The sequence below is a fragment of the Mycolicibacterium sp. Y3 genome (genome assembly GCF_051188035.1).
Taxonomy (GTDB): domain Bacteria; phylum Actinomycetota; class Actinomycetes; order Mycobacteriales; family Mycobacteriaceae; genus Mycobacterium; species Mycobacterium fluoranthenivorans.
Map to the genome: position 1 here is coordinate 53,275 of NZ_JAVQLT010000003.1, position 23,337 is coordinate 76,611.

At 66.4% G+C, this 23,337-nt stretch carries 29 protein-coding genes; 2 read left to right on the top strand and 27 right to left on the bottom strand.

The window, feature by feature from the left end; genetic code table 11:
- Position 1: 1 nt before the first annotated feature.
- The 12 genes from QN239_RS32615 to QN239_RS32670 all read right to left on the bottom strand — a co-directional run bounded on the left by QN239_RS32615 (position 2) and on the right by QN239_RS32670 (position 8,288).
- Positions 2-478, bottom strand: a complete 477-nt coding sequence (locus QN239_RS32615) for a hypothetical protein (protein ID WP_499017394.1) — start codon at positions 476-478, stop codon at positions 2-4.
- A gap of 215 nt (positions 479-693) precedes the next feature.
- Positions 694-1,185, bottom strand: coding sequence for a hypothetical protein (locus tag QN239_RS32620; protein WP_499017397.1), 492 nt, complete (start codon positions 1,183-1,185; stop codon positions 694-696).
- Entirely contained in the window at positions 1,182-1,577 is a 396-nt protein-coding gene (locus tag QN239_RS32625) for a hypothetical protein (protein ID WP_499017399.1), read from the bottom strand. The genes QN239_RS32620 and QN239_RS32625 overlap by 4 nt, the downstream gene beginning before the upstream one ends.
- Before the next feature lie 144 nt (positions 1,578-1,721).
- Positions 1,722-2,276: a hypothetical protein gene (locus QN239_RS32630; RefSeq protein ID WP_499017400.1), complete on the bottom strand. Its 555-nt coding sequence runs from the start codon at positions 2,274-2,276 to the stop codon at positions 1,722-1,724.
- Positions 2,277-2,377: 101 nt separating this feature from the next.
- Positions 2,378-2,809: a hypothetical protein gene (locus tag QN239_RS32635; protein WP_499017402.1), complete on the bottom strand. Its 432-nt coding sequence runs from the start codon at positions 2,807-2,809 to the stop codon at positions 2,378-2,380.
- The gene (locus QN239_RS32640; RefSeq protein ID WP_499017404.1) at positions 2,802-3,101 is read right to left on the bottom strand and encodes a hypothetical protein; all 300 of its coding nucleotides are present in this window, start codon (positions 3,099-3,101) and stop codon (positions 2,802-2,804) included. Before QN239_RS32640 ends, QN239_RS32635 begins: the two co-directional genes overlap by 8 nt.
- Positions 3,102-3,142: 41 nt before the next feature.
- Positions 3,143-3,685, bottom strand: coding sequence for a DUF6927 domain-containing protein (locus QN239_RS32645; RefSeq protein ID WP_499017406.1), 543 nt, complete (start codon positions 3,683-3,685; stop codon positions 3,143-3,145).
- Positions 3,686-3,812: 127 nt separating this feature from the next.
- A complete protein-coding gene (locus tag QN239_RS32650; RefSeq protein WP_499017407.1) occupies positions 3,813-4,385 on the bottom strand; it encodes a hypothetical protein in 573 nt (190 codons plus the stop codon).
- 339 nt (positions 4,386-4,724) lie between these two features.
- Complete coding sequence (locus tag QN239_RS32655) at positions 4,725-5,072, bottom strand: hypothetical protein (RefSeq protein WP_499017408.1); 348 nt, start codon at positions 5,070-5,072, stop codon at positions 4,725-4,727.
- A 737-nt stretch (positions 5,073-5,809) separates the two neighbouring features.
- Positions 5,810-7,375 carry a hypothetical protein gene (locus tag QN239_RS32660; RefSeq protein ID WP_499017410.1) on the bottom strand — a complete coding sequence of 522 codons (1,566 nt, stop codon included), beginning with the start codon at positions 7,373-7,375 and terminating at the stop codon, positions 5,810-5,812.
- 233 nt (positions 7,376-7,608) lie between these two features.
- Positions 7,609-7,872 (bottom strand): hypothetical protein, encoded by a 264-nt coding sequence (locus tag QN239_RS32665; protein WP_499017411.1) that lies wholly within the window; start codon positions 7,870-7,872, stop codon positions 7,609-7,611.
- 227 nt (positions 7,873-8,099) lie between these two features.
- Positions 8,100-8,288, bottom strand: coding sequence for a DUF4236 domain-containing protein (locus QN239_RS32670; protein WP_499017412.1), 189 nt, complete (start codon positions 8,286-8,288; stop codon positions 8,100-8,102).
- A gap of 208 nt (positions 8,289-8,496) precedes the next feature.
- Here QN239_RS32670 and QN239_RS32675 point away from each other — a divergent pair, with 208 nt between their 5' ends.
- Complete coding sequence (locus tag QN239_RS32675) at positions 8,497-9,180, top strand: hypothetical protein (protein ID WP_499017413.1); 684 nt, start codon at positions 8,497-8,499, stop codon at positions 9,178-9,180.
- A complete protein-coding gene (locus QN239_RS32680) occupies positions 9,177-10,715 on the top strand; it encodes a coiled-coil domain-containing protein (protein ID WP_499017414.1) in 1,539 nt (512 codons plus the stop codon). The genes QN239_RS32675 and QN239_RS32680 overlap by 4 nt, the downstream gene beginning before the upstream one ends.
- Positions 10,716-10,795: 80 nt before the next feature.
- On the opposite strand, the gene QN239_RS32685 is transcribed toward QN239_RS32680, so the two are convergent.
- The 15 genes from QN239_RS32685 to QN239_RS32755 all read right to left on the bottom strand — a co-directional run bounded on the left by QN239_RS32685 (position 10,796) and on the right by QN239_RS32755 (position 23,298).
- Positions 10,796-11,020, bottom strand: a complete 225-nt coding sequence (locus QN239_RS32685) for a hypothetical protein (protein WP_499017415.1) — start codon at positions 11,018-11,020, stop codon at positions 10,796-10,798.
- Positions 11,017-11,811 carry a hypothetical protein gene (locus tag QN239_RS32690; protein WP_499017416.1) on the bottom strand — a complete coding sequence of 265 codons (795 nt, stop codon included), beginning with the start codon at positions 11,809-11,811 and terminating at the stop codon, positions 11,017-11,019. Before QN239_RS32690 ends, QN239_RS32685 begins: the two co-directional genes overlap by 4 nt.
- Positions 11,812-11,889: 78 nt before the next feature.
- Positions 11,890-12,492 (bottom strand): helicase HerA domain-containing protein, encoded by a 603-nt coding sequence (locus tag QN239_RS32695; protein ID WP_499017417.1) that lies wholly within the window; start codon positions 12,490-12,492, stop codon positions 11,890-11,892.
- 144 nt (positions 12,493-12,636) lie between these two features.
- Entirely contained in the window at positions 12,637-13,140 is a 504-nt protein-coding gene (locus QN239_RS32700) for a hypothetical protein (protein WP_499017418.1), read from the bottom strand.
- A 196-nt stretch (positions 13,141-13,336) separates the two neighbouring features.
- A complete protein-coding gene (locus QN239_RS32705) occupies positions 13,337-13,717 on the bottom strand; it encodes a transcriptional regulator (protein ID WP_499017420.1) in 381 nt (126 codons plus the stop codon).
- Positions 13,718-14,142: 425 nt separating this feature from the next.
- Complete coding sequence (locus QN239_RS32710) at positions 14,143-14,367, bottom strand: hypothetical protein (protein WP_499017421.1); 225 nt, start codon at positions 14,365-14,367, stop codon at positions 14,143-14,145.
- Positions 14,360-15,892 (bottom strand): PE-PPE domain-containing protein, encoded by a 1,533-nt coding sequence (locus QN239_RS32715; protein WP_499017423.1) that lies wholly within the window; start codon positions 15,890-15,892, stop codon positions 14,360-14,362. The genes QN239_RS32710 and QN239_RS32715 overlap by 8 nt, the downstream gene beginning before the upstream one ends.
- Positions 15,889-17,925, bottom strand: coding sequence for a cellulase family glycosylhydrolase (locus tag QN239_RS32720; protein WP_499017425.1), 2,037 nt, complete (start codon positions 17,923-17,925; stop codon positions 15,889-15,891). The genes QN239_RS32715 and QN239_RS32720 overlap by 4 nt, the downstream gene beginning before the upstream one ends.
- Before the next feature lie 486 nt (positions 17,926-18,411).
- Complete coding sequence (locus tag QN239_RS32725; protein ID WP_499017426.1) at positions 18,412-19,098, bottom strand: helix-turn-helix domain-containing protein; 687 nt, start codon at positions 19,096-19,098, stop codon at positions 18,412-18,414.
- 428 nt (positions 19,099-19,526) lie between these two features.
- On the bottom strand, positions 19,527-19,757 hold the full coding sequence (locus QN239_RS32730; protein WP_499017427.1) for a hypothetical protein: 231 nt from the start codon (positions 19,755-19,757) through the stop codon (positions 19,527-19,529).
- Between the two features lie 15 nt (positions 19,758-19,772).
- Entirely contained in the window at positions 19,773-19,994 is a 222-nt protein-coding gene (locus QN239_RS32735) for a hypothetical protein (RefSeq protein WP_499017429.1), read from the bottom strand.
- A gap of 560 nt (positions 19,995-20,554) precedes the next feature.
- Entirely contained in the window at positions 20,555-20,818 is a 264-nt protein-coding gene (locus QN239_RS32740; RefSeq protein WP_499017430.1) for a hypothetical protein, read from the bottom strand.
- A 135-nt stretch (positions 20,819-20,953) separates the two neighbouring features.
- On the bottom strand, positions 20,954-22,066 hold the full coding sequence (locus QN239_RS32745; protein WP_499017431.1) for a MarR family transcriptional regulator: 1,113 nt from the start codon (positions 22,064-22,066) through the stop codon (positions 20,954-20,956).
- A gap of 79 nt (positions 22,067-22,145) precedes the next feature.
- Positions 22,146-22,781, bottom strand: coding sequence for a hypothetical protein (locus QN239_RS32750; RefSeq protein ID WP_499017433.1), 636 nt, complete (start codon positions 22,779-22,781; stop codon positions 22,146-22,148).
- 127 nt (positions 22,782-22,908) lie between these two features.
- Entirely contained in the window at positions 22,909-23,298 is a 390-nt protein-coding gene (locus tag QN239_RS32755; RefSeq protein ID WP_499017434.1) for a hypothetical protein, read from the bottom strand.
- Positions 23,299-23,337 lie beyond the last annotated feature (39 nt).

Sequence of the window (23,337 nt, forward strand, 5' to 3'; positions counted from 1 at the left end):
TCTATCGGAACCCACCGACAAACCTCGACGCTCGGCGGCAGTCGCTGGTCAGTATGCGGCCCAATCGATCTCGTTGACATCGACGTCGAATGCCTCGGCCGCACGCTGGTAGATGTCGTCGAGGTCGACGCCCGTGGTTACCGTTGGCGTGCACGGCGATGCTGTAGGCGCTGAGATAGCGCAACTTCTCTGATCCGGCGTGCACGAACACGGCGACCTGACCGTCTTGCAGGTGTTCAGCGATCATGTCGGGGACGAACAGCTCGGTCGGCTCGACATCGTCGTCGTCGTCGCTGTAGACAAGCTGGCCCCAGCAGCCGGTGACGTCGTTGTCGGAGACCTGAATGAGCACGGCATCGGCTCCTCGGTCCGGCCGGGCTTCCACGGTGAACTCCGCCCCTGCGAGAGCAGCTTTGAGCGCCTCGATGTCCTTGACTTTGAAGATGTTGGTGCGGCCTTTGCCGTAGTAGTCCGCCATGAGTTTCTCCCAGTTCGGTGACCGGGTGCTCACACACGGCCGTGTCCGTCAGTCCAGTTGGACGACAACGCGATTGTATTGCACAGCTGTGACACACCACGCGGCCCGATTCGGCGACCAGGGCTGCTGTCTGTCGCGAACTTCGGGCGCGAGATACAGGAGGGTGTGACACCTGGTGCGGGCTGTGCCGTCCGGGCATGCCCGCGCCAGCTGTCTCACCCGATGCCGCGACGCAGCGCGTCACTCATCAATCCGTCGATGTAACAATCGGATTCGGCGAGTGCACCGAGCGTGGGTGTCTTGTCATCGTGTCGCCGGATGGGCGCCCGGTGCACCGCCACGAAGTCGGCTCCGACGTGGACCAGGATCAGGATCTCGCGCCGTCGCGGATCTTGGGACGGCGTGATGGCCGAGAGATCAGTGTCAGTGGCATCCGGGATGACTTGCCATGCCGAGGACAGCCACAGGGCTTCTACGGCGTGGGCGCGCTGCAGTAGCGCGGTGACGGCCTGTGCGGTCTCTTCTTTCCGTTGGGGGGTGTGCGGCGTGCCGACGATGCGCAGCTGCCCCTCAACGGTCGTGAAGAGCAGCATGGGCTCCCAGTCATCGGTCGGGGAATGAAAGCCGGTCTGTACGGCTTTGGCGCCCCGGTAGGCCAGCGTCACCAGGTCTGCGGTCGGTGTTCGCCGATCTGCGGCGGTGTTCACTGTGCCTCCCAGGAGTCGAGCGAAGCGATCGGGCTGGGGTTGCGATCGCTGAGGGCCCGGCCGAGGTGGGCATTGAGGTCAGCCAGGACGACGGTGTAGCCGCGGGGGGCAGTCTGCTCCCAGCGGATCACCTCGCGTGGGAGGTTGCCGATCGCGTCGTTGAGTCCGTCGAACGCGAAGCCGTGGTTTTGCGCTTCGGCGCGTTCGTCGAGCAGCTCGCAGCGGTCGTCGGCGACGGCCAGGCTGCGGTTCTCCTCGTCGATGCACACATGCGATCGGCTGGTCTTGATCAGCCAGGCCCGGACGATCTCGACGGCGCGCAACCCGATGGCGCGGTCGAGGTGCTCGCGGTGGTACACCAGCGCCGAAAGCTGGGGATCTGAAACACTCACGGGGTTCTCCTCGGTCGTGGACCAGGCTCGCGCGCCTGGCCGTTCGGTCTGCCGACTTCTGTTGTGCGGCTGCCTTTATGATAGCTGCCGGGTACGACGACGCAGCGCCGCACAGAGGTCGCTCCGTGCGGCGCTGCTGCGCATTTAGTCGGTCACCCAGACCCGCCCAATGGCGTGGCCGTCCTGGTTGGTTACCGCGGTGAAGGGAAGTTCACGTAGCTCGCCGCGGGCCAGCTGCTCCTCCACGCGGGCGATCACGGATTTCAGGGCGGAGGCGGTTCCTCGCCAGCCGTGGTCGGCGGTGGCGTCGATCTCGACGTGCAGGGTTCCGTGCAGTCGCCACTGCCGTTGAGCAGCGGCCTTGAACGCCGCGATGAACTCCTCGATCGACACGCCCGGATGCTCGTCGAGTTCACCGTCCCAGCCCAGCCGAAGCCGGTCGGTCGCCTCGATGGTCATCTCGCTGAGGTTCATGTCGAACCATGCGTCGTCGAGGCGGTTCATCTCCAGACCGACCAACTCCAGGATGGCCGGGCGGTACTCGTTGCCCCGCAGGAGATATCCGGCGAGTTCGGTGCGCTGCTCGTCGGTCATCTCGCCGACGAGGACGATGGTGCCGTAGGTCTTGTCGCAGTATTCGTCGCAGAACACGACCGGGATGTGGGTGTAGCGCGTCGGGTCGTTGTCAGGTGTGCTCATCGGGTTCTCCTGGTGGTTGACTGGGCCCGCAGGCCCCGCCGGATGGGTGTACAGCGATCTGCTGCTGTCGCTTATTGTATTGCAGCACTCCGACACACGAATTACGTTGCTAGAGTCACATTCTCGCTCTGGATTGGTGCGTCCCCAGCAGAAGTGTGCAGACGGTGATGATGGTCTTCTCGGCAGACCCAGACGTCGCGGATGCGCCGGGCGGGCTCGCCGCAACACCACGGGATCGCCTGGCGTGGGTCGCTGGCTTTGGTGACCGGCGCCGGGCGGTGCCAGTGCTGCCAGGGCAGAAGCCCGGCACCGAGCGTAACTTGGGCGAGAAACGAGGAGTACCGCCCGATGTCTTTGACGCGCAACCAATCCAGGTAGCCCTCGATGCTGTCTACCCCCTCGGGCCCGCCGCATCCGGCCCGATAGCTGCCGGTCTCGTCGAGCCAGGCGTAGTCCATGCCGTCGGGCGTCCAGTGCCGGATGAGCGTGGCGCCGCACACGGTGCACGTGGTGATGTCTCGCGGGTCAGCCATTAGAACCCTGCGTGGGCTGCGCTGCGGTCCAGTCACGGCGCGCGTCGGCGATCGCCGCACGCACAGGCGCCGGTGCGCACCGTCCACCGTTGATCTGCGCGTGGATGCGTTTGGGCGTGACCAGGTGCGGCCGGTCGGTGCTCAGGTAGAGCATCGCCAGGTCGTAGGCATCCCACCGCACCCGGTAGGCGCCGCGAGTGTGCGCGATGCGGTAACGCAGTGACAGGACCCGCCGGCGGTGGTCGTCAACGGACTCACCGGGGGCGGCCAGGGTAGACGGATGGGGTGGCATGCGGCATTCCCTTCGTGCTTTGAGGCGAATGGACTTCGGGGTCATCGGTCGAGCGGCGCGTTCGTCCACTCGGCCATGAACCAGTCCCAGTGCGGGCGAATCCGCATACCGGACTGCGCCTTCCACAGGCGCAGGGTCTCCACGCGCACGGTGTCGACGCGGGCACCGCTGCGTAGCTCGACTGGGCGGCCCAGAGTGATCCACTGTCCTCGCGCGGCGAGCGCGGCGCGGCGTTGCTGTTGGTAGCGGGCCGCTTCGCAGCGCCACTGACGGGCGTATTCACCTTCGGGCGGGTCGGTGAGTGCGGCCAGAACGCTGGCGCCGACACCGACCGCGGTGGGCCCCATGGTCTCGTCCATCATCTTGATCACGACGTCGCCGCGGCATTGGGCGAACAGGGTGATGGATGCCCAGACCTGACCGGTGGCCTCTCGGTGCGCGGCGAAGTACGTTCCCCCCCACTCGCATCCGTCGCCCGGCGCGCTGTTGGAGGCGATGACGTCAGCGCGGGTTCCGCGCACGTGTTTGGCAACTTCAGCGCGGGCTGAGCTGCCATAGGGAATGGCGTAACTGATTGATCCCATGGTGTTGACTCCCTTTGGGGTGCTGGTGACCAAGTGCGCACACTGGGCCGTTTGGGTTGTGAAGCGCTGTGCCTCACCTTTTTCGAGGCTAGACGGTGGGTCCGACAAGCCCGGTCTTACCGCCCGATCAGGCCGGGTTCCATTCCTCGGCGGTGTCGTCGGTGCCGACGAATTGGTACTGGCACGTATAGCAGCGGGCGGTGCGCAGTGCTCGGTCGATCCAGTAGCCGAAGTGGCGGTGCGAGCTGTCGGTGGTCGGTTCGGCGACGCCGATGGTGCGCAATACGGCGTTGGCCACGGCGCAGACTTCGTCGAGGTGTTCGCGGGCGCCCTGGCGGGCATCGGTGTCATCGCCTACGCGCGCAACTTCGGTCCATCCGCTGGTGAGCCCGATGAGGCGTTGATCGCCGACGACGTTTCTGAGTACGGCGTAGAAGCCGCTGACTTCGGCATCGTCGTCGCCGTTGACCTGAAGGTCGAAGTTGGCATCGCCTTGGATGACGCGGGCTTGTTGCGCGTCGTGCACGAGGTCCGACAATGCCGCCCCGGCGCACGGATCGGTCCACTTGGGCACCTCGCATTGCAACTCGTCGCCCTTGGCCACACACCAACGGTCGAAGGCGTCCTCGTCGATGCTGAACAGCGTGATCTGGGCGGCGTAGAGGGTGACGGTGAAGGCGGGTGCGGCGCCAGCGGCCATGGTGTCTCCTGTGGTGGTGCGGGACCGGGCACTCATGTCCGGCCGGAGGTGTGTCGGTGCTCTTGCTCGACGATGTCAGTTTAGTCGAGAGCACCGACAGGACCGGGTGCGCGCAGGCACCGTCTCACCCCCCGGCCCCCCGCGCTTCAGGCCCGACGCGACGGCAGTGGTGGCCGGCTCCCTGCCAGGGGATTGCCGCCGCGCCGAAGCGATCGACTCGTTCAGCGTCTCGGTAGAACCGACTCGAGTAGTAGCTGTCCGGCGCCTGCGCATCGACGTCGTCGCGGTGGACCGCAATCCGTTGTCCAGCATGCGTCGGCGCTCCTGCCCGTACCGACCTCAGCCTGCTCCGGGCATCTGGTCGGTATACCCGGATTCGCCACTGGGGTCTCGGGCGAGGTTGTAGAAGTGGCCGTAGGCGTGCTCGCGGGTGTAGTCGGGATGCTTGGCGAGCTGCGCGGCGTACCACTGGTCGAAGTCGGGCGCGTTCGGCGGAGTGAACGGTGGCGGTCCGACGTGCGGCCCCCATGACGCCACAGAGGGCGCTGTCTGCTCGGCGATACGTGTTTGCAGTGTGTGCTTCTGCGCCTCCAGAGCCGCCACCTCGGCGCCGGATTTGGCGGCCCGGGCCCGGCAGTCACCGCTGCACCGTTGTGGCCCTCCGGGATCATGACTTGCCTTGCACATGGTTCCTCCAAATGAGTGTTCGGACGTCTCCTAATACTTGGAGTACCGGCACGGGACGTCGTTTCCGTCGCCCGCCTGGCGCCCCGACTTCTTTTGGTGCGGCGTGGTGGCCGGAAATGTCGGGATCGCCAGGTCCTACCGAACCAGAGGCGTCTGCGGTCGGGTCGCGTCAGCCATCGTCGGAATGGGGATTCACCGGGTCGGGGTTACGGGGTGTCTGCGGTGGTGTCGGGCTGCCAGAGGGCTCTGCTGCGCAGGGTGGTGCGTCGTCGGCCGCAGCAGGTGGTGCAGGGCCCGGGGATTCCGCGCCTGGTGCTGAACGGGCGGCCTCGGCAGTCTGGGCAGGTCACCGTCAGCGTGATGGTGCCGAAATGGTGGGACGTGGCCCGGGTCCAGCCGTTCCAGGCGTGGCGCCAAGTGCTGAAGTCCTCAGGCTGGCGCAACGTCCATCGTGCGAATTCCGTTCGCACGTCGTCCCATTGGGCGGCCGATGGCCGCAGGTCGGGCAGTGCCGCAGCGAGGAGGTGGTGGGGAAGCCGATGAATTTGGTGGGCGATCGCCTGGTTGGGCATGGTTGCCTTTCGCGTCGGGTGACCGGGCACTCATGTCAGGCCGAGTTGTGCAGTGGTGTTGCGGGTTTGAGTGTAGTCGGGTGCTCCGACATGTCGGCTGGACTGGCCGTGCTGCGATTGGCGACTGCGGGCGGTGGGGATGCGGTGGTTGTCCTGTTGGCCGCGTCAGGAGTGGGTGCTCCACCAGGTGTAGAGCTGGTCGAGTGTGGGGCCCTGCGCTCCGGCTTCGGTGACGTTGAGCAGGGTCTGCGCGTTGCTGGTCCAGATCACAGCTGCCTGTCCTGCTCGGGTGCCGCAGAAGAGCGTTCCGGCCACCTTGTTTGGTGCGGCGTTGCGCCGCCACGCACCGGGGGACTGGATGTTTCCAGGGCAGGTCACTTGATCGAAGCCGGCGATGGTGGTGGCGAAGGCCTGATTGAGTGCCTGCTGGTCGGTGTAGAGGGTGTAGGTGGCGGTCTGTGGTCCACCGGGGTCGGTGTTGGGGCCGCACTTCACCGAGGCCTCGGCTGAGGCGTCACGTGCGGTGCAGCTTGTATCTGAATATCCCTTGGGCACAGCATTTTTGACGCGCTGAACATCTGTGTCCGATGGGCGGGATGGGGCGGGTGCGGCCGCCTGTCCGCTGCCAGAGTCTGAGCCGGCGACGTTCCGTACGGCAATCGCGGTGAGGATGACGCCGATGAGGATGACGGCCGATATCGCGAGGGCCTTCTTCGACGGTGCCCGCCGGTTCGGTGTCGTGGGAATGATCGGCGGTCGCGTGGTGTGCTGCGGCGGCAGCTGAGGTGCAGGAGCGGGACGTGCGGGTCTGGCGGCCGGGGGCCAGGACGACGGGTAGGAGGATGCCTCACTGTGGCGCGCCGACGACGGCGCTGGCGCCGCGGCGCCGGCGGCGACGGAGTGGTCGCGTTCTGGAGGGCTCTGGTGAGGCGCAGGCAGACGCCGTGACCTGCTTGCGATGTCCGCACTGACGCCAATGGGTGCGGGGGGACGTGCTGTCGTCGCTGTTGGGATGGGGCCGGTGCTCTCGCTGGCGTCGGGAGTGCTCGCGGTTGGTGGCTCGCTGGCCACGGTCGTACTGCTCGGCGCAGGGTCGGCGGGCAGGGCCTCCGCGTGTGTGGTCGCGTCGGCGTCGCCGGCGTTCCTTGCCGCTGCCGTCGCCGTGCGGGCCGGGGTCATCACCAACTCGGGGATGACGGCTGGGGCTGTCGCGATGGGCGACGGGCTGGGCACGGGTGCGGGTGCCGGCGCGGCGGGATCCGGGTCTGATTCGCCTTCCTCGTCGGCTGCGATGTGTTGCTCGTCAGTGCGGTCATCGCCGACCGTCGGCACGTCCGCAGGCAGGGTCACGCGGTCCGGCTCGCCTGCCGGGTCGTCGTCGACGAGCGGATCGTGCGCGGGCGCGGGGTGCGCCGCGACCGTCGTGCTGGCGGTGGTCTGCCCGGAGTCCTCGGGGGGGTCGTCGCTTCTGGGCTCGGAGAAGCTGTCTTCTTTGAGGTCCTCGATGGTGGCGGCTGCGGGATTGCGCTCCTGGTCTGCGGCTGCCTCTGTGACGTCGTGGGGAAGGTCGTCGATGTCGACGGCGGCGACGGGCTGGAGCTTGGCGTAGTCGACGGTCTGGTCGTCCCAGTAGCTGGGATCGAGGATGTAGGCCAGATCGACGGGGAAGCGCTGCATGCCGTGATGGGGAGCCGCACCGGGGGTGCTGGCGCGCATCACGATGTCGCTCACCCAGAGGAACGGTCCCGAGTCGTCGGAGCCCAGGCGCTCAACGGGGAACGTGGACGTATCAGTGCTCGCTTCGATGTGGTGCTTGAGCTGTCCATCGAGTCGTGCCGAAAAGTATGTCTGCCCGTCGGGGCCCTGCCGAATGTCCACAGTCTCCCCGCTGAGGGGAAGCTGCCGACGCAGGTCATCAGAGCCTACCCGGAGGTGGCTGATCGAGAACCGTGACACAGCGCAACCTACCGCCGCGGGGATCGGGTCGGTGCGGCCGTCGAGCGAGCCGCGGCGATGTCGTCGTAACCGTCGAGAACGAGGTGGCGTTGGTCTGCAAGCAGCACGTCGACCCACTCGACGCCGAGGCGTTCGGTGCGAATCTCGACGCCGCGCACCGTGCTGTCGTAGTCGGGGAGGTAATCGCCTTCTTGCAGGTCATGCACGACGATGACCTGAGCCGTCTCCGTGTGCGGCGCACTCTCCGTGGGGCGCTCTCCGAGAACGGTCATGGTGTCGGTCTCCTCTCTGAGCGCCGGTCGCAGTCAGGCGAATGGTCGGCGGCGTGGCATCCAGGTTATCGGCGGGTTTGGCTCACACAGCGTCTCGACCACCACTGATTTCGACGGCCGGGCGGCAAGCGCCGCGGAGGTCTGGCGCCGCGGTGGCGAAGCCGGGTTAGCGGGAGACATCGGACGGGCCGCGTTTGCGGTAGCCATGGCGGCGACGAGTCCGATTCTCACCGTCGTTGACGCCGCACCACTTTGGTGTCCCAGATGCCCGTTCCGGGTAGCCGCAGCGTTCGCCGTACGGTGCCGTCGGCGGAGCGGCTGAATCGCACGGGTCCGGCACCGACGCTGATGGAGATACCCCGCTGGGTGAGGGTGAAGCGGAAGGGTCCCAGTGTCGTGGTCTTGCGGAACTGCATGGCGGTGCTCCTCTGGTTTCGGTGTCATAGAGGAAGTACCGGCCTGGTGCCGTCTTTCCGTCACCTGCGCCGGAAACTGGTCCGCGGACTGCGCCCGCACGTCGCTGCGAGCATGGGGTCTGGCAGTTGCTGAGCCGGAGACCATCTCGGGAAAATTCGAGGCCTCGCGGGCCGCTTTCTGGGCTGTGTCGGGTGGGAGACTGACCGGATGAGCCACCTAGTGCAAGTCGCCGGTTTGCCGGACCTACCGCCGGCTCGGGACTTCATCCTCTCCTCTGGCTTCGCGGGCGCGATAGCGCTGCTCGCTGCGCTCATCGTCATGGGCGCCGTGGTGTACGGATCCCGCCGCACCGGTAAGCGGCACCGCGTCGAACAGGCTCGAAACGAGCGACATCACCAAGAGCGGCGCACCGATGAACAGCACGCGGCCGCGGTCGCGCGCTGCTGGGATCGATGGTGGCAGGTGTTGGAGACCGCCGCGCTCGAACCTGCGGCCAGCGAGGGTGCCACCCTCGGACTCGGTCCAGAGGTGACGCTGCAGGTGTTGAAAGGCCTTCTGCGAGATGCTGATCAGCTCGGCGACGACACACTCACCCAGGCGATCACCGTCTACCAGGAGCAGTTCCTTCTAGTGCTGGCGCAGCAGAGCGGTCCGCTATCGCGGCTTGCCACTGAATCGACAGCATCGGCCGCCGGCGCACGCTCCAGCGCCGCGCCACCACCCCGGGACGCGGCTGAGCTTCTCACTGATGGCGCTGCACCACAGCGCAATTCAAGCGCCCCCTCTACGCGTCAGGCGGCGACGCCTGCTGCTTCCCGTGAGCCTGACGTCGCCGAGACCGCTGCGCCGGAGGCAATGGAACAGACGACCGGACGACGGCGGCGGCGATGACGACCACGCGAGAGCACATCGCCGATCTCGATCCCGCGCGGTGGGCCGCCGTGACCCTCCGCGCAGCACAGGAGTCGGTCGAGGCGTCGACGCGGGCGGGTTTGCGGCCGCGACCGGAGACGATCGCGTTGGCCGCGATGACCGAGGTCGAACTCGTTGAGCACCGCAAACGCAACGGCCCGGCCAAGACGCGCCTGTCCCCGGTGATGCAGCTCGTCGAAGCCGATCAACGAAGCCGTGAGGCGCACAGTCGTGAGCGCGAAGCCCATCAGGATCGGCTGGACGCGCTCGCGGCCGCAGAGATGGCCCGAGCCGACGCCGACGAGTCCGCCCGCATCGCCACACAGGCGCGGGAGCGCGGCCGCGAAGTGCAAGCCGAGGCCGACGAGAAGGACCGGCGCCGGGCGCAGGAACACGCGGCCGACCAGCAGGCGTTACTGGCCATTCGTTCCGAGATTGCACAGATCCGTTCCGCCACTGCCGCAGAGATCGAGCAGGTCCGTGCCGACGCCGCCGCCGAGGTGGCCGCCGCGCATGAACGGGCCCGTGCTGCGGAGGAACGCGCTGAGCAGCGCGCCGGCGAGCGAACCACTGAGCGCGCCGCAGCCGAAACACTGGTGCAGGAGCTTCGCGATCAGCTCGAACGGGTCCGCGCCGACACCGCGGCTGAGGTCGCTGCTGCACGGGAACGCGCGGCGGCCGCCGACGCGCGGGCCGAGCAACGCTTGAACGAACGCGTGCAAGAGCGTTCCGCCGCTGAGGAGGCCGCAGGGCGGCTGCGCGCCGAGGTCGACCAGATCCGCGCCGATGCGGCCGCCGAGGTGGCGGCAGCCCGCGACGTGGCAAGGGGTGAAGTGGCCGCCGTTCGAGAACATGCGGGCGCTGAGATCCTGGAGGCGCAGCGAGGCGCCCAAGTCGAGGTCGATGCCGCCCAGGCTCAAATCACCGATGCCCAGCTCGCCGCGCAGGCTGAGATCGCTGAGGCTCGTCGCGCCGCACAAGTCGACATCGACCGCGCCAATGCCTACGCCGAAGACGTGGTGCGCCAGGCGCAGGATGAAGTCGCACGGGTCACGTCAGCGGTCCGCGCGTCGGAGCCGTTGATGATCCCCATCGCCTCGGTGACGGTTCGCCCGCAGATCGGGTCGCTGGAGTCGGTGTTGGATGCCCTCTACCGGATCGACTACCTGTTGGAGAACTCGATGGCCGTGTCGAGCCCCCCGCTCGACGTCGAGTACGTGCGTGGCCTCACCCGCACGGTTCAGGAGCAGGCCAAGGCTCTGTCGACGGAGTTGGCCGAGTTGCCGTCACGGTTCATCGAGCACTCCGATGTGGAGGCATCCGCGTCCTACGCCAATGCCGCCGGCGCCGCCTATAGCGGTCTGTTGCAGCGCATCGAGGACGCCGCGTGGCAGCTCATGGGCCGCAACGAGCATTCCGACGAGGCCGTAGTCACCGCCGTCTCGACGATGGTCAGGGACCCGTGGGTGCATGGACTCCGAGCCACGACGCAAGCAACCCTGGACGACGTCTAGCGCGTTGCGATGCAGCGCATTTCATCACCAGCGCGTATAGCTGAGTCCGACGAATGCCGCTCGCGCACCACGATCTCGCATCAGATCTCGGTCCCCCGCTGACCATTCGGGGTGCCGTTGTTGTCGGCGGAGACCAGCCCCGGGTTGATGCGCAGTTCGCCACGACCTTCAGCGAGATCAAGGGAACGCAACCGCGAGACGGCGTTGCGGAACCCACCCCCGGCGGAGCTGTACCCGGTCGCGTCGGCGATCTCGGCAATGGGCACATCGCGATTCGGATTGCCCGCCAGATGATTCAGGATCATGCGCGGCGCTTTATCGAGCTGCTCGGACCACCACGCGACGAGTCCCGGGCCGGTGCCGGCAGCCGTTCCCAACTGCCCAGTGCGGCCCGGCCGGCATCTGTGATGCTGATGTCGCCACGACCTTCGATGAGGCCGCCGCTGCGCAGCGCCGATAGCGCGTTACGGAATCCACCGCCCTTATGGCTGCGCCCGGTCAACAGGGCAACCTGGTTGGTGGTCCGCTGCCCGTACTGCGCCAGGACAGTAAGGATTTGACGCTCGGCCAGCCGGAGCCGGCCCTCACCGGTCCCCTCGCCGACTGTCGCGGGCGTCACCGGCTCCAGCGACGGCGGTTCGAGCCGCTCCAACTGTGGGGACGTGTCATGTTCCCTGGTCACGGCGGGCGGTGCGGCGGCCAACGCGCGTTCGAGGTTCGCCGCAGCCGCGCAAATCTGTTCACCGATCGTGTGCAGCTGCGCCAGGGCGGTGGTCAGGGCCGTGAGGTCCTCGGGCAAGAGCACCGGCACTTCAACGCGCTGCACCTGGGCCACGCGCACTTGCTCGGCGGCCAATTGTCGTCGCAGATCTACGATCTCGGCCTGGACTTGGCGCCCGACCACCACTGGGGGCGCCGACTGCACATCCTGGGCGCCAGCGTCGAGCTGGCGGCGTAACCCTTCGACGTCGACCGGCGCCAAGGTGGTGGCGGTGTGCCGGCGCGCTCCTGCCTTCGGTGTGGCACTGGAGTCGAAGGTCCTGCGTCGGCGGACGGTGATGTGCTGGGTGACACCGAGCCACTCCGGCGACCACACCCAGGCTTGCCCAACCGGCAGGGACGGCAGGGATTGTCGGACTTCGCGGGCTCGTCCTTCCTCGGCGTGCTGGGCAACTCAATCGCTGATGGTGTTGACGTCTTGGAGTGCGGTCACGCCGAGTGCAATGAGCAAATCAATCTGCGAGAGAACGGTTTTGTGCAGTGCTGCCGCCCGCTGGGTGCAAAGCGTCACTCCGAGCCCCTTGACGCGGCCGCGACGCACGATGTCTTCTGTGGCCCCGAGGAGGCGCTCGATTCCTGCTGGTGCGCGCTGCGGCGCGAACTCGTCAGCTTCGTCGATGATCAGGTGCAGGGGTTCGCGGTTGCGCCAGTACAGCGTTTCCAGGAAGTCTGCGGCGAAGGACCTGCGTTCAGCCTTCCGCATGAGCGATAGGTCAAGTACGGCCGGGAATCGCTGTTGGGCAATCAGTTCCGCGATTACCGCGCCTTGCTCGGGCCGCAGGGCGATGTCGGCGTGTTCGCCACCGAAAATGATGACGGGGAATCCGGCTTCGCGTCCGTCGGCGGAGGAACGCAGTCCGTACCAGACGCCGGTGGGGTCGATGACGCAGATCAGGCAGCCGGCGCTCATCAGTTCCTCGGCCAGTACGGAGGCTGTGTGGGTCTTTCCCCTCCCTTTTTTTCCGAGAATTGCAAAGGTGCCGGTCACACTGTCCACGGGCATCGTGAAGTCGTCAGCGAGCGCTATCCGTGGCGCTAGCTGTGCTGTCTCATGAGATTGGTTACGCGGTGACGTCATCGTCTCGGCGGGCACTCCCAGGGTCCTGCTCGGCGACGGCGCGTGGTACCTCCGGCGCGGTACCTATTCCGGAATGCGTTCGATGCCAGGGCCATGGCGTGAGGGCTCGCGATGCGAAGCACATTGCCGCCAACCGTTCCTTAACCAACGCACACTCACGGCCGCCCACAGCACCGTCCCCGCGATGAACCATCCCCGCGAACCCCATCCGTCGGCGGCGACCGCGCACATTAGTCCGCCGGCGGCGAGCACAGTGGCGGCCACGCCGCTGAGGATCTTTCCACCGGCCGTATCTGTGATTAACGAACCGACACGCCGCGCACCATCGGAGCCCTGGTCGTAAATGTGCCAAGCGATCACGGTGGCGGCGACCAGCGCGCCTAGGACGCACACCCAGAGCAGCACATCCCACGTGTCGACCTGCCCAGCAGACGCCCCGAGTAAATCGATGAGCTTCATCATCGCCAACACCAACCAGACGAGAAGCTCCAACACAGCGACAGCCGCCGCGACTCGAATTGCTCGCTCACGTAGCGGTGCGCGGTCTGAACCCTTCATATCTTCCATCTTCCCACCGAGGTGCGACACACTCGTTCGCTCTTTTGCCCCCACCAGCCCCCGCCCGCCCGAACAGCTCTCATCGAAGGCCCTACCGCGTAACCAATCTCATGAGACAGCACATCTAGGCAGCGCTGGCGAAGGAGGGCCGATGTCCTCTGATCAACTATCGCCACCAAGAGAAAGCATCGTTGTACTGCGGCCATCACCGGCTGTCTGACGGGCAGTCCGCCGCCACTTCGACACTGGCCAATGCCAGCTCGCAGTCATGTGGCGTTAACTCAAGCAAGGTGGTGGTCAGCCGCTGTACGGCGGGATCGCGGGCCAGCTCCAACCAGTCCAGCTCGTCCTCCAGGCGGCGAAGGTAGGCGACGTCTTCTCCGGTGAAGTAGTCCCTTCGAATGCCGAAGAATCCAGCGATGAGCTCGACCGTCCGCAGGGAGGGTTGCGCGCGTTGGCCTGTTCGCAACTGGGACAGATACGGCGCCGACAGCTTTAATCCCTGATCGGACAATGCGCGGACCAGTTCGGAGCCGGTGAAAGGGCCACGCCCGGGCGGGTAGACGGTCTCGAACAGGCGGTTCAATCGTGCGGCGAACGAATCTGACTCCAGGAGTTGGACCGGGCGACTCCCGCGCGGACGCCCGCGTGCACCACTGCGGCGTTGCCGTGTCACAGTGCGAACCGGTTGGGACATGAGTGAGCTCCTTTTTCGTGACATGTGCAGCTGTCTTGGCTGGAGGGCTGCTGCAGCCGCGGCTGCGGTTCATGATGGCCGCCGGCTCGTCGGGCGGCAGCACTGTCGAAGCGGGATCGGAGGAAGCTCCCGATCGGTGTCGCGGCAGCCACCCCCGCGACTAAGACAACCATCGACACCACCAGGACAAAGCTCGTCCCCGCCGGAGCACTTGCCGTGGCGATGGCTAGAGACATCGGGATTCTCCTCGTGGGCTAAGGGCGAGACCGGGAAAGGTCGGGGATCCGGCGCCTGAAGGGGGGGTGTCCATGGCGTCACAGCCCGTGATGAGCGAGCACCAGTGGCCAGCTGAGGTCACAGCCCGCACTGGCGGCGTGTCCCTGAGCGTCTTGGATCGCCGCGGCCTTGAGGATCCGTGAACGTTCGGGGAGCTCGCCGCATGTGCAGTGCGCGCGCCACCGGATGCCGTCGCGGACGACGCAGGCCAGGCCCGACTGCCGCGCCGTGGTTGTCGTGCCGCCGGACGCCGGGTCAGTCATCGTCGGACTTGTCGTTCTTTTCGCCCGTCGTATCGCTCTTGGGTGGCGCGGCGTCTGCGCGCGGTGCATGCGCAGTGGGCCGGTCTGTCCCGCTGACTGCGCCGTCGTTGGTGCCGCTGTCGGGTGGGGTGGTCTGCGTGCTCGTCGACGTCGACGAGTGCTTACGGGTCAGCGGATTGCGCTGGCCACGCTTCTTCTCAGTGCCGCCACTGCTGGAGGACGTCCCGGGATCGGTGGTGGCGGGATCCTTCGCCTCTGACTCTGAGTTCACCCGCGTCGGATGCGATTCCGGTGCGGCCGCCTCCTGGCTGGTGCTCGCCGATGTCGCACCCGATGCCGAGGAACCTGGCACCGCCGCCGGCGCCCCGAGTGCCTGCGCTTTGTCGGTGGTGGGCGCCGTTGTGGACGCACGCACCGGTAGCCCGCTGGGGGCGGCTGTCGCTGCATCTGTGGTCTGCCCTGGCTCGGCCGCTGCGGTGATGGCGGTGACACCGGTGTCCGTCGCGCCGGCCCTCGGCACAGCGGCAGTGGTGACGGCCTTCCACTGGGCGGCTGCTGTCTTCAGCGCTGCCTGCGCCTTCCGCAGTGCCACGCCGGCCTGGTTGGCCATTGTCGTCATCGCGTCGATCGACGCCACGAACAGTTTCTGAGCCACTGCGGCCACGTCCGGGTACGGCTGAGGACCGTAAGCAGAGTCGATGATGGGTTTGAGCACCGTCTGGAGCTTCTGCAGCGTCGGGTCGTTCACCCCGATGGCCTGTAGTGGCCGCAGGATGGGCAGCAAGCCCGTGGCGGGGATGAGATAACGCGTGGTGGTCGCGCCGAGGGAGTTCACCGTCACGGTGACGTTCGCCTCTGGGATGCTCGACAGGTCGACGTTGTAGGACCACGGGTTGTGATAGGTGATCGCGCCGAGGAGAGCATTGAGGTCGGCGAGCAGGTTGGCCTGCTGGACGGGCCAGTCGCTGAGACCTTCGTACTGGTGGGCGATGACGATGGTGTCCCAGGGGCTCTCGGCCGGGGCGGAGACGAACGTCAGGCCCGGGAGCCGAATTCCCTTGTTACGCCCCATGATTCCTTCGGCACTGCTCGGATCGGCCACCCTGACAAACAGGAAATTCACTGTGGAACCCGAGGCGATGGCTGCCTGTTCGACCACACTGGACACGATGTTGCCCTGGGAGACACCGATAACGATGACCCGATCCCCGACCGGAACCGTACCGAGCGCAGCTGTGAGTGCAGCGACACCGGTAGCGACCGAGGGGTCCAACGCGATGCTGCCGACGACCGGGAACAGCGACGCCTCGTAGCCCAGCTGCAGGGCGGTGGTCCCGAATCCCGTCAGCGCGGCACTGATCGCGCCGAGTGACACCGTGGCTTCCGGGGCGGGATGGTTGCGGGTGCCGGACAGGTAGAACACCGAGTCCTCGGCGTGCGCCATCGGAACGGGCGTGAGGGCGGCTGTGCCGATCACCAGTGCGCATCCGGTCGTGGCGAACCACTGGCGACGCGCGCGGCTCACGAATCGGCCTTGGGCTGCTTCGGCGAGTCCGTGCTGTCGCCCGAGGCGGCCCGGGTCTGGTCGGACGGTGCTGTCGAGGTGGTGCCGTCCACTGACGAGTCGGTGGAGTTTTTGCGGTGCTTGGGTGTGCCCTTCGGGCGCTTTCCCGTCGAGGTCGCCGCGTCTGCGTGTTCCGTCTTCGTCGGGGACGCCTGATCGGGTGTGGTGGACGCGGCCTGATCGCTCTCCGCGGGTTTCTGTGTCGAGCTCGCCTCCGCAGTAGATGGCGAATCCTTCGGTGTCGAAGACGACTTCGCCTGCGTCGAAACACCATCGGACTCAACGGTTGCCGGGTCTGAACTCGCCTCCTGGGCTGTGGCCTCCGATACTGGCGTGGCCTCGGCGGGACTTGCCGCCGGCAGCGCCGCAACCTCTGTTGGCTCGGCAGTCTTGGGGACCTCGGTGGTCAGCTGCCGCACGGTGAGCTGGGTGTCGTCCAGCGCACCGGCGAGGGTCGACTCGATACCACTCACGGCGGCCGCAGCGGCGGGCTGAGTGCCGAGCAGATTCTCGGTGGTGCTGCGCTCGGCCTGGCCCGTGTCCGCAGTGACGACCGTATCTTCCTGCGCAAGGGCCGTTGTTGCCGCCGCCTTGGGGGCGGTCAGGGCACTGGTCACGTTGATCAGTGCCTGGATGCCGGCCTGCACCATCGGGCCGATCGCCGTCACCGCCGCCGCGACCCCTTTGGTCACGATGTTGGCAAGGGCGGTGAATGCCCGCCTGACGGGCACCGGCATCTCGTTGTACACGGCCGCGACGATCGCGTTGGGGATGATCAGACCCAAGTTGACCAGGCCGAAGGCCATGGAGGCGATCTGCAGGTAGGCGTCGCGCGCCTGGGACAGTTTGGGCGCTGTGTAGTCGGGCAGGGTGCCGTCCGCGTCGAGCTGGGCGATCATCTGGGCGAGCAGCAGTGCGGCCGGTTTGGGGGTGCCGTCGCTGTTGAATAGGCCGAAGTTGGCTTCGGCGTTGAGCGCTCCGGTCTGGATGTCTTGGGCGGTGTAGACGAACGACGGGCCGGTGAATGGTAGCCGGTTCCACGCGGTGACGAAGTCCTGCAGGAACTGTGCCTGTTCGGCCGTGGTCAATCCAATGCCCGGGGTGGTGGCGTTGCCGTACTCGGTCCCCCAAATCTTCAGGTCGCCGTCGCCGTTGGCGACCATGATCGAGTACAGGGATTGAATCTGTTGTAGCGCAGCATTATTCACATCCGTGCCAGCGCTGAATGGCAGCGAGGTGCCATACGGGTGATATGACAGCGCGTCGAAGTAGCCGGCCGCGCCCGCGGCGTACATCTGCTCCAGGAACTTCTGGGGGCTGACACTGACGCCGCTGATGTTGCCGGTCGCTCCGAGTGCGCCCGCGAGGACGATCGCGTCCGGGTTCGCGGCTTTGATGGCGGTGTAGGCGGCCTTGAGGACCTCGGTGTACTTGGCCGCGCTCACCGGCGCGAAGAACACCACGCCGTTGGGCTCATTCCAGATTTCGTAGGCGCCGATCTTGGTGCCGTAGCGCGACGCGACTGCCGATGCGAAGGTGGCGTAGGCGGTCGGGTCTGGCGCTCCTGCGAGCACGGTGCCGTCCCACTTGGGATTTCCGCTGATGGCTCCGGTGATCGAAAAACCCATTGAGGCCGCCGTGTCGACGACGTTGTCCATCTTTGACCAGTCATAGGACGTCGCGCTGGTCGGCTGGATATAGATCCACGGCACTGCGATACGCAGGTCGGTGACCCCGAGGCTCTTCATCTGAGTGAGCCGCTCGACGAGCTGGTCTTGGGTCAGGTTGTACAGATTCGAGTCAGCGACACCCACAGTTGTTGAGCTATCGCTGATTTCGGCCACAAGCTCGATGGCCGCATGGTGAGCCGGTCGCGGCGCCGCGACGAGGATGCCGCCCTGCGGGGCGACGATGGCGCCGGCGAGGACGGTGAACGCCACCGCGCCAGCGGCAAGTTTGGCGCGAAGAAGAGGTGTCGGCGTGGTGTTCAGCATTGGGCCCCCCTTGGCCACGAAGTGGTATTGACGGGGACATTATCAAACAACAACTGACAATATCTACATCCATGCTGAGGGTTCTTGCGTACGCATGGAATGGAGAACACGCGATGCGGTGCCGCGCCGCTGCGAGTTAGCGCGACAGTGCGACAAGGTGGCCCAGCAACGCCGTTAGATCGGCGGCCACCTCACTGCCCGTCTGGTGATGCTGTGACGGCAGGTGGGTAAACACTGTCGTTGCCCCGATGGTGTGCTCCACCAGCCCGATTAGCGTCCTGATATCGGCATAGGGAACTTCTGATGATTTGCTAAATGCGGCTGCGGTCTCGCGGGCCAAGGCTAGGGTGGACTGTGCGAGAGTAAGCGTGCGAACGGCAAGAGCAGCGTCTACGGCCTCGTTGGATCGTGATTCCTCGTGCACGGCAGACATAGCTAACCCCCCCCGTTGGCTTCTCCCAACGATGAGCTTACCAAGTGTTGAATCTACTTAGATTTATTGTCCGCATCTGCGTGCAGCTCGGCGAGCTGGCGCACCAGATCCACCACAGTCGCTCGTACCTCATCCTCAGGTAGATCACGCACCGCGCCGGCAAGCGCTTCCAACGAATGCTCAACGTGTCCACGAACATTGAGCGCTAAAGCTCGCCGGCGGCTGGCACTCAACGACTCAGCCGCATCCAGGGCCGCCACAGCCAACCCGACAGCGGACTGACCTGCGGCCACCATGCCATCGGCCGGGGTTACTACGCCGTGCCGATCCACCGCGGCATCGAGCTCGGCCTCAGTCGCTGCATACACCACCGCCAACCGCGGCAGGACGGCGCGAGGTGGCTTATAGCGGCGGGACTCCCAACTGGCCACCGCCGCCGCCGTAGCCCCGACCTCCGCCGCCACCGCAAGCTGGGTCATTCCCGCGGCCATCCGGAAATGCCGCAAGGTCCAGCGCTGCCGATCCGGCAGGCTCAGATAATCAGCCGGAACCCCGCCCAGCTTTTCGACGACCTTGCACAGAAGGTCCATCGACGGCGCCCGCCGACCGTTGCGAATCGCGCTCAGAGTCGTCGGCGTCACCCCCAGCTGAGCAGCGAGTTCGCGCCCCGACAGCCCCTTACTGTCGGCGCGATGGGTGAACTTGGCCGCTGAGAACACCTCCGCAGTGCTATCGGCCATGCGAAGACGTTAACAAGTCGGGTGCGGCCAGACGCGATGGTTCCTTGACCCGCAGTGGTCGGGTGTCCGTCTAGCTGTGGTGTTCCACAGTTAGACGATGTGACTTCCTAGGCGTCCTGCGGTGCGCAGCAGCGATGCCGCGACTGCGCGTTGGTAGCCGATCCCGGGGGCGGCCTCGAAGGCTGCGGGCGGCTAGCCGTGGGGTCGATGTCGACGGTCTGCCACCATCCGCCGGCGGTGACGCGAAGTGCGCGCATGCTGTCTTCTCCTCGTGGACTGGCGCGGTTCTCGGGGACGTGTCGTCGCCGCTGTTCAGCGGCGCAACGGGGTCGCTTCTTCGGTGAGGCGACCGTCCGGGGTGTGGCCCCTGCTGCGCGGGAAGCGCGATCGCGTGGCAAGGGCCGCCAGGCGTCGCTGACTGCGAAGCGTCATCGTCGCTCGTCTCGGAGCCGGCGAACGTAGCGGGCGATGTCGTCGACGCGGTCGGCGATCGCGTCGAGGTCCCCTTCGATGGCGAGGCCGTCGTTCTCTTCGCCGAGGAACAGGGCCCAGGGCTGGGTTACGGCTTCCGCTGAAGCGGTGTCGCGCACCGGGGTACCCAACGCCTCAGGGGCGTGTTCGCGGTCGACCAGCAGGTAGTTGAGATGATCGGCCGGCACCAGCCGTGTGGTGGGTCATCGCCGGGCCTCCTGGTCCGCTGCCGGCGCGTCGGCGTCGCCGAGCCACCACTGGCCTTCCTCTTCGGCGTACTGGCGGTCGGCGCAGTTGCCGCAGGATCCGTTCCACCCTTCGCCGTCGTCGAGGGAGGCAGTGCAGCCTTCCTCGTAGGGGTCAGAACAGATGTCGTCGGTGTCCAGGTCGTCGACGGTGTCCTCGGCAGCCGGTGTGGTCGTCATCAGAGCATGCCGGCGAGGTGGTCGGCGGCGTGATCGGCGGCGGCTTCAGCCGCGGCGCCAGCGGCGGCCTCGTCGGCGAGCTGCTCCAGCCATGCAGACACTTCGTCGATCTGGGTGGCCAGCGCGTTCCTGACCGACGCTCGCGGCAGCCTGTGCGCGCAAGGCGCGCAGCACGGTGGGCGCACCGTCCGCAGTCAGCATTTCGAGGGAAACGTCCTCGCCGTCAATGCAATACATCGTTGATGTCACCCTTCGGGGCTCGGTGACCGGGCCCTCGGGCCTGGCCGGTTGGTGCGCATCCTTGGTGCGAGTCGCTGCGTTCAGTGTATCGCGGGGCTCCGACAAATCCGGGCGCCGTGATGTGCCCTCGGTCGGTTGACGTGGCCCCGGGGAAGCCGGTAGGCCGGTAGGCGGTTTGGCGTCCATACCAAAGAAGTACCGGCGCCAGGGTCCGTTTCCGTCGTGGCCGACGGGTCACACTTCGTCAGGGCCGAATGGGGCATCTGCACTGGGTGCGCGACCATCGACGCTGCGTGCGAGCACCGGCAGTTCTCGCGGCCTCACGGCCACGGGTCGTCCTCAGCCCATCGCTCACCAGCTGCCATGGGATCGAAGTCGGCGGGCGCCATCTCGGGGTAGCGAGCGCGGATCGCGTCCATCTTCGGGGCGGTGCGCTCGTAGTAGACCTCCCAGTGGTGGTCGCAGCGGCTGTAGCGCTCGCCGCTACCCGACAGCGCAGCGCGCGGGAACACCTCACCCGCGCAGTCCTGAGGGCCATCCAAACAGTCCGATTCGATGCTGTAGGTGCTATTGATGTCAGCCATGGTGTGCGCCTCTCCGTAGGTGACCGATCCCCGCGGGGATGGCCGGTTTAGGTTGTTTACGAACACGTTTCAACCTATGCGTTCACGCTACCCGGTCTCTCCGACAAGGAGCACTTTCGCTCCGCCTGGCACACTTCAACTCAGCGGGCTACGTTCGCGGTACTGCACAAGTAGGCGCACGACAGGATCCGTGAGGTCATAGAGAGACACGCGCCTGTCTGCGCTGCTCTCCACGGAATGGACCCATCGGGCGGCCGACAACCGTCCCAACGCTGTTGAGGCCGATTGACTGGATGCCCCCACCGCCTCAGCGAGTTCTCGCACCGTGCGCGGCCCTTCGCTGCGGGCGAGTGCGGCGACGAAACGCAGTTGGCCGGCGGGAAGGCTCCACAGACGTGGCTGATAGAACTGCGTGATTTGGTCAAGCACGATCTCCACAGCCAGCTCGACTTCGATGAGCTGTTCGGCGGTGGCCATACTCACCAAGTGGTGCCATAAGCGGGGCAGTCCGCCGATGCGCGCGTGGATCTCTGCGATAGCTGTTCGCCCTGCGGATGTGGCCAAAAGCTCAGCAAGCCAAGGCTTGTCTGTGAGACGAGCATCATGTTCGAGGAGCACGCCCACCTCATCGACGGTCATCTCAGGGAGCATCTCGACCATGAAAGAGCCATACCAGGGACGTGTCCGTGAGGAGATGCCCGCAAAGAGCGCTGGGCTCGATGCCAGCACCATAATGGCGGCCGAGGTCTCGACCCAGGCACGGAAGCTCCCCTGCCCAGCCTCTCTCAGAGCGCCGAAGACCCGGTCCAGGTTCTCGATCACCAGGAGAATCGTGCGGCCGGCGGCTGCGTTCAGGAGCTGTTCTTCTATCCCGACCGCATCGCCCTGCTGGCGCAGCACCAACGCGGCACGTTGCACCTGAGGGTCGACCTCTCGGGCGATTTCGACAAGAAGGTCGGCGTAGCGGCCGATCGCTACCGAATCCTCCGGCACCACCACGGGCAGAACGCGGTCTGCCGAGGTGTCGACGGATAGCGCGTGATGAAGCGCTACTTGCAGAGTGTGTGTCTTGCCGGCTCCGCTTGGCCCCAACAGCAATGAGTGTGGCCGTGAGCCGCTGTGGGCCGCCGATTGGATTCGATCGACCAGTCGGCCCAGCAGGTCCTCGCGCCCGACCGTGAGGATGTCTAGCTCGGCGCGCGTCGCGAGGGAAGGCGTGAATAGCGGCAGGCTCTTTGGGACTGGCACTGACCGAACCTTCCTGTTCTCTGCGCTATCCAACGCTAGCTCACGATCCGCGGTTAGCCGCGGCGCGGCCGCCTACCTTTCAGGATCGGCGGTAAGTGGACTCGAGTTCGAGGGGTTCGCCGGTTTGGGCTGCGGCGCGGATCTTTGTCAGGGCCGTTTCGGTGATGCCGGTGTCGCGGTCGGCGGGGTCGACGTCAAGGCATCCCAGGATGGTGTACAGCTCGTCATCGGACAGGTCGCCGGCCCGGTGCAAGGCGATCGCCCCTATCAGGGCTTCGAGCATGACGCGCTCTTCGGGCGCGTACTTGGAGAATTCGGCACCGGCCCACGCCATCGGTTCGTCGTTGGCGCGGCTGAGCCGCTTGAGTGCGCCGTCAACGTCGCCGCGGAAACGGCGCACAAAGACCGCGTCCTCGGCGCTCAGGGTTGGATTCGCTAATTCGGCGTCGGCGTCGGCCAGCCACCGTTCGAGCATCGCATAAACGCCTTTGCGGTCGGCGAATGCCATTGCCCGCCAGAAGGTCCGGAAGGCGCCCATGTAGCGCTTGTCCTGGCGGTGGCGCGGTACGAGGTGGGAACGAATCACGATGTCGCCGTGCTTGGACTTGGCGACCTTGCCGACCCAGGAGGGAGTGAGGCGACCTTCGGGGAACTCCACAGGTGTGGCCGGCGGGAACCAGGGCTGCTCCGGAGAATACACGCGGTTGTCGGTCATGACGGGGGCTCCTTTGGTATGGGCGGGGTGTGCTGCCGGCGGCAGTGTCGCTGTTCATCGACGCGGGGTGCAGGGCCGACGGCATGTCCCCCGGCGCTGCGCAGATCGTGGGCGACGAGTGTGGTGGTCATAGCAGTCCCGCGGGGCTGAGGTGGATGCCGAGCAGGATGCCGACCAGCAGTGCGAGCACCATCAGGGCGGTGGCCAGCGCCGTCGCCGCGAAGGGCCAGTGGCGCGGGTTCAGGGGCGAGGGCGCGGTACCGATCCAGTAGTCCAGCGTGGCGCGCAGGGCGTCGGGGTGGGTGGGTGAGTGCTCCATGGCTGTCCGGACCCACTGCCAACGCACACCTTGGGCGAGCATGAGGGCCGCGACCTGAGCGCGTAGGACGTCGGTGTCGCTGAAGCGCCGCCCGTGGGCGCCCGGTCTGTCGCCGGGGCCGACAGGTCGTAGGAGTTCGGCGATAATCGGTCCGGGGAGGCCGACGCGAACCGCGATCTCTTCTTCTGTGAGCTGCATAAGTGGATTCCCATCCGGGTTGTGGGACTGGGTACGCGT